5 protein-coding genes are annotated in these 5,351 nt (G+C 58.0%); 2 read left to right on the top strand and 3 right to left on the bottom strand.

Annotated features, from left to right (window positions below; translation table 11 throughout):
* A partial coding sequence (locus NW844_RS11140; RefSeq protein WP_414335682.1) for a 2Fe-2S iron-sulfur cluster-binding protein occupies nucleotides 1–486 on the top strand: 486 nt, incomplete at its 5' end.
* A gap of 75 nt (nucleotides 487–561) precedes the next feature.
* On the opposite strand, the gene leuC is transcribed toward NW844_RS11140, so the two are convergent.
* The 3 genes from leuC to NW844_RS11125 all read right to left on the bottom strand — a co-directional run bounded on the left by leuC (nucleotide 562) and on the right by NW844_RS11125 (nucleotide 4,258).
* Complete coding sequence (leuC, locus tag NW844_RS11135) at nucleotides 562–1,965, bottom strand: 3-isopropylmalate dehydratase large subunit (RefSeq protein WP_414335680.1); 1,404 nt, start codon at nucleotides 1,963–1,965, stop codon at nucleotides 562–564.
* Nucleotides 1,966–2,097: 132 nt separating this feature from the next.
* Nucleotides 2,098–3,186: a polysaccharide deacetylase family protein gene (locus NW844_RS11130; RefSeq protein ID WP_414335678.1), complete on the bottom strand. Its 1,089-nt coding sequence runs from the start codon at nucleotides 3,184–3,186 to the stop codon at nucleotides 2,098–2,100.
* Between the two features lie 79 nt (nucleotides 3,187–3,265).
* On the bottom strand, nucleotides 3,266–4,258 hold the full coding sequence (locus tag NW844_RS11125; RefSeq protein ID WP_414335677.1) for an NAD(P)/FAD-dependent oxidoreductase: 993 nt from the start codon (nucleotides 4,256–4,258) through the stop codon (nucleotides 3,266–3,268).
* Nucleotides 4,259–4,464: 206 nt separating this feature from the next.
* On the opposite strand from NW844_RS11125, the gene NW844_RS11120 reads away from it, so the two are divergent.
* A partial coding sequence (locus tag NW844_RS11120) for an SPFH domain-containing protein (RefSeq protein ID WP_414335675.1) occupies nucleotides 4,465–5,351 on the top strand: 887 nt, incomplete at its 3' end.

Raw genomic sequence — 5,351 nt, 5'->3', positions numbered from 1 at the left:
ATGGTCAAGCGCGTGCGATTGGATCCCATTGCCCAGGTGTCTGAGATTGCCACCAACAGCAATTTGCTCTCGGTGCTGCTGCAAGAAGAGCTGAATGTGTTGAAAGAGTGCGGCGGGCGCGGCCTCTGTGCCACCTGCCATGTGTATGTGAAAGAGGGGATGGAGTCTCTCTCGCCGGTCACCAAGCGGGAGCAGCGCACTCTGGAGGTGATCACCACTTGCAAGCCCAATTCCCGACTGGCCTGCCAAGCGCGGGTCCTGGGAGAAGGGGTGGTGGTGGAATTGCCGGCGGGGATGTACATCAATGCCTTTAAGGATATCGAGGCGTTGATCGGGCGGCGGGCCGAACAGCCGCTCTTGCACCCTGTAACCGGCGCGATTTTGGTCCAGCAAGGCAAGCTGATTACGCGCTCGGTGCTGGAATCGGTGAGGGATCTGGATCTGGATATCCAAGAGGCTTTGACTCGCAGCAGCCGAGATTTTTAGTGTTCGCGAAGCGGAACGTAGTCCTTGAAGCCCGCACTCTATGCGTCAGCATGAGCGCGGGAGTACGTCACGGTTTCAAAGCAGCGTTCGCACATCCACCACTTTGCCGCTCACGGCCGCTGCCGCCACCATGGCCGGGCTCATGAGCAGGGTGCGCCCGGTAGGGGATCCCTGACGGCCCTTAAAGTTGCGGTTGGAAGAAGAGGCGCTGATCTGGCGCCCCACCAACCGATCCGGGTTCATCGCCAAACACATGGAGCAGCCGGGATCCCGCCACTCAAACCCTGCTGCCTCGAAGATCTCCCGCAGGCCCTCCTGTTCGGCCTCCTGCTTGACCCGCTCCGAGCCGGGTACTACAAACGCCTTTACCCCAGGCGCCACCCGCCGCCCCTTGGCGATCTTGGCCGCCTCCCGCAGGTCGCTTAAGCGGCCATTGGTGCAACTGCCAATGAAGCAGACATCCACCGGCGTCCCCACAATGGGATCCCCCGGCTGCAAATCCATGTAAGCATAGGCCTCTTGGGCCAGTTCCCGCTCGCTTTCCGGCAGCTCCTCGGGAGCCGGGATCCGCTCATCCACGCCAATACCCTGGCCAGGGGTGATCCCCCAAGTAACCGTCGGGGCAATGTCGGCAGCTTGGAACACGACCACGTCGTCATAGACCGCATCGGGGTCACTGGCCAGGCTTTTCCACCAGGCCACTGCCTCTTCCCAGTCAGATCCCTGGGGAGCGAACTCCCGCCCCTTTAGATACTCAAAGGTTACCGCATCGGGATTGACGTAGCCGCAGCGGGCTCCCCCCTCGATGGACATGTTGCAGAGGGTCATGCGCTCTTCCATACTCATGGCCTCGATGGCGCTGCCGCCGTACTCGTAGGCGTAGCCCACCCCGCCTTTGACCCCCAGCCGGCGGATGATGTGCAGGATAACATCCTTAGCGTAAACCCCCGGCCCCAACGTGCCCTGGATCTCGATGCGGCGCACCTTGAGTTTGGACAAAGCTAAGGTTTGGGTGGCCAACACGTCCCGCACCTGGCTGGTGCCGATGCCGAAGGCAATCGCCCCAAAGGCCCCATGGGTGGACGTGTGGCTATCTCCGCAGGCAATGGTCATCCCCGGCTGCGTCAGCCCTTGCTCCGGCGCGATGACATGCACGATCCCCTGCCGACCGGAGCCGCTGTTGTAGAAGCGAATGCCATGTTGCCGACAGTTGCGCTCCAATTCCTGGATCATCTCCTCCGCCAAGGGATCGGCAAAAGGCCGCGCCCGGCCGTCGGTGGGAATGATGTGATCCACTGTAGCCACCGTCCGCTCCGGGAACAGAACCGGCAGATGACGCTCCCGCAGCATGGCAAAAGCTTGCGGGCTGGTGACCTCGTGGATCAAGTGCAGGCCGATGAACAACTGCGTCTGCCCCGAGGGCAACATCCGCACCGTGTGAGCATCCCATACCTTGTCGAATAGTGTCCTCTCGCTCATCTTCCCGGCCTGTAGCCAATTCCTGTAACCCTTCAATGTGCTACCTGGGGGAAAGCTTGTCAAGGTACAGGCTTTCGCACCTCAGTTCTCTGGCCAGGAAACTCCTGCGGTAGCCGATGAGAAGAGTCGCCTTCAAGCGGGATCCCTGAAAGCCGGCCAGGGCAAAAAGCGATAGCCTGCCTCTTCAATGGCGGCGACGATATTCGGCAGGGCCTCGGCGGTATGGGGCCAGCGATCGTGCAGCAGCAAAACCAGGGGTTGATCCGAATTCTTGAACACCTGCAACTGGGCTTGAACGCGTTCCAACAGTTGGGCCGCCGTTTGGCCGGCATAGGCATCTTCTGGGCTCATGTTCCAGTAAAGAACGCGATACCCTGCCTGCTCCAAAGAACGCCGTAAAGCCGAATCGAGACGAAAACCTCCCGGCGGCCGAACCACCAGTTGGGGATCCAAATGCAACGTTTTCAGCAGTTGCGTTGTCTGATCCACCTCGGCATAGAAGATCGCGTCACTGCTGTAGAGGCGTCGATAATCGTGAGTAAACGTATGGTTGGCTATGGTGTGGTGGTGAGCCCGAATGGATTGGGCCAATTCTGGAAATTGAGAGACATGATTGCCGATAAGAAAGAAGGTGGCCGGAATCTGTAGCTGATCCAAAACCTCTAAAAGGCGAGGGGTGGACTGTGGCCAGGGCCCATCGTCAATGGTGAGGAAAGCAGAACGGGGCGGCACCTCTAATAAGGGCTCCAGCACCTCTTCCAAAGGCAGGGGCAAAGGCTGGCTGTTTTCCCAAGGATCAAGCCAATTGGGATCTGCCGCCCAGCCGTGTTGCAGCACCACCTCCACATGAGGGGGAGCAGGGGTGATCAACAGGCGCCCGGTGTGCTCGTCCTGGTTGCCCCAGCTCAGCCGGTAGGGCAGCTCCGCAGGCACCTCAACAAGGGTCGAACGGGTAATCACGGCATAGGGAATGTCGATCAAATAATGCCCGTTCACCCGCTCTTGATGAACCCAAGCAGCAGAGGGAGCCGACAAATAAATGAGGAGATCTTGCGGGTTGCTGCCGCGCACGACTCGAACGCTCTCAATCGGGAGAACGGGGTCGTATTCTGAGGTCAGGGTTAGGTTGAGATCGAAAAGCGGTTGGGCCTCCACCGCGTAGTAGTACAGCCCCACCAATAGGAAAACCAAGAAAAAGATCGCCGCTTTCAGAGAATGCATGGAAGTTGCCGGGGCTTTCGCAACAATCATAGGGCAGAAGGCTACCCCAACTCTCCAGAGAGAGCAGGATGAGCTCAACTTATGAGCGCAGGCGCTCTTCCCATTTACGAGCAGGAGAGGCGCGGCGGATGTCCCGCCAGATGGCTGTGGCAGCCAGGGTGCCATCGGCAACCGCAATTGACACCTGGTTCAGGCCCTGCTTCAAATCCCCGAGCGCAAACAGGCGCGGGTGGGCAGTGCGGCACCACTCGTCGGTGAGCAGACTCTCCCCTTGCCATTTCAAGTCAGGGATCCCTTTCAAGTAGTCGTTGTGGTATTTGGCTCCCATCGCCACCAAGCCGGTGGTAGCCTCAATGTAGGTGCCATCCTCCAGCTCTACCCCTCTCATCTGGTGGTTTTCTCCCCAAAAACGGCGAATGGGAGCTTCGTAGAGGGGATAGCCGTGTTCGGCCAGTTTTTGGCGCATTTCAGGGCCAACCGAGCAGAGGCCGTGGGTCAACACCGAGATATAAGGCGTAAACCAGTTGAGGACAAAAGCGGTGTTGATTTGAGCCTCGGAGCCGACGATCAAAACCGCCTTTTGATCCCGCATTTCATGGCCATCGCAGATCATACAAACATGCAGCGAGTAGCCCGCATACTCGTAAACATTTTGCATGTCGGGCAATTGCGGCAAATGGTCGATGATGCCCGTTGCTGCAATCAAATATCGGCTGCGAAAAACGGGGTAGAGGCTGTTGACTTTTCCCACCTTGACCTTGACGGCAAAAAGCTCTCCCTCATCCTTCACATCTTCCACATAGCCCCACAGATAGTCCACCCCCAAGCTGAGGGCGTGCTCCCTTCCCTGTCGCAACAGCTCCCGCCCTGGCGTGGTCGGAGGTAGGCCGAGATAATTGCGCAAATCCTGCATCCAAAAAGAGCGGCCTCTGCCTTTTTCTACGACCAGGCAGCTCAAGCCGTAGCGAGCCAGATAGATCGCCGCCGACAACCCCCCTGCGCCGCCGCCGGCGACAATGACATCGTAGATTTTGTTCAAGCCAACTTCTAGGTTCTTGCTGTTCAGCTTCATAGACGGCATCCTCTCGTAAGCTTTCTACTGGGTAACCTTCAAGTCGTCGGTCGCGGATCCAAAAACCTTAAGAAAATCCATATGTCCCGAAGGTCTGCTTATCCTGTTCATGCATCATGTCTCTATTAAGGCGTGTCGAGGTGAAGGGATCAGTTCCAACAACCGTCTAGAATAGGGGCTGAACTCTCTGTCAGGAGAAGAACCTTATGCCAGGCATCTTAGCGGCCATTGCCCTCATCTTCATTGGCTACCTGTTCAACTCGGTCAAGATCATCAGCCAGGGGTATGAGGCACTGGTAGAGCGTTTGGGCCGGTTTCACCGCAAGCTAACCCCAGGGCTGCACGTTATTCTCCCCCCCCTCGACAGAATTGTTTTCCAGGAAACCATTCGCGAGAAGGTACTGGACGTGCCACCGCAGCAGTGCATCACCAGCGACAACGTTTCGCTGATGGCCGATGCAGTGGTTTATTGGCGCATCACTGATATGATCAAGGCCCGCTATGCAGTGGAGGATGTGCAACGGGCTTTGATTAATCTGGTGCTGACGGCCTTGCGCGCCGAAATTGGCCGCATGGACTTGGATCAAACCTTTTCCTCCCGTGCCGAGATCAACGCCCGCCTTTTGACAGAACTGGACGAGGCCACCGATCCCTGGGGGATCAAGATCACCCGCGTAGAAGTCAGGGATATCCAGCCCTCTAAGACGGTGCAAGACTCGATGGAAAAGCAAATGGCTGCCGAACGGGAAAAGCGGGCCGCCATCCTCAAGTCGGAAGGGGAACAGCAGGCCAGCATCAATCAGGCGGCAGGGGCTGCTAAGGCACAGTTGTTGCGAGCAGAGGCCGAGAAGCGGGAGCGGCTGCTGCTGGCCGAGGGTACGGCTGAGGCCATCAAAACCATTGCCGCCACTCTGCAGGAGAACCCGGAGGCAGTCAATGCGCTGCAATACCTGATGGCGCAAAACTACATCGATATGGGTTTCAAGGTGGGCAGCAGTCCCAGCTCGAAGGTGATCTTTATGGATCCCAACTCCATCCCCGGCACCCTGCAAGGATTGGTCTCCATGGTGGACGTTGCCAAAAGCGGACAGGG

Origin of the sequence: Synechococcus sp. H55.2, assembly GCF_047462495.1 — a bacterium.
Classification (GTDB): Bacteria; Cyanobacteriota; Cyanobacteriia; order Thermostichales; family Thermostichaceae; genus Thermostichus.
This window is presented reverse-complemented; position numbering and strand designations above follow the sequence as displayed.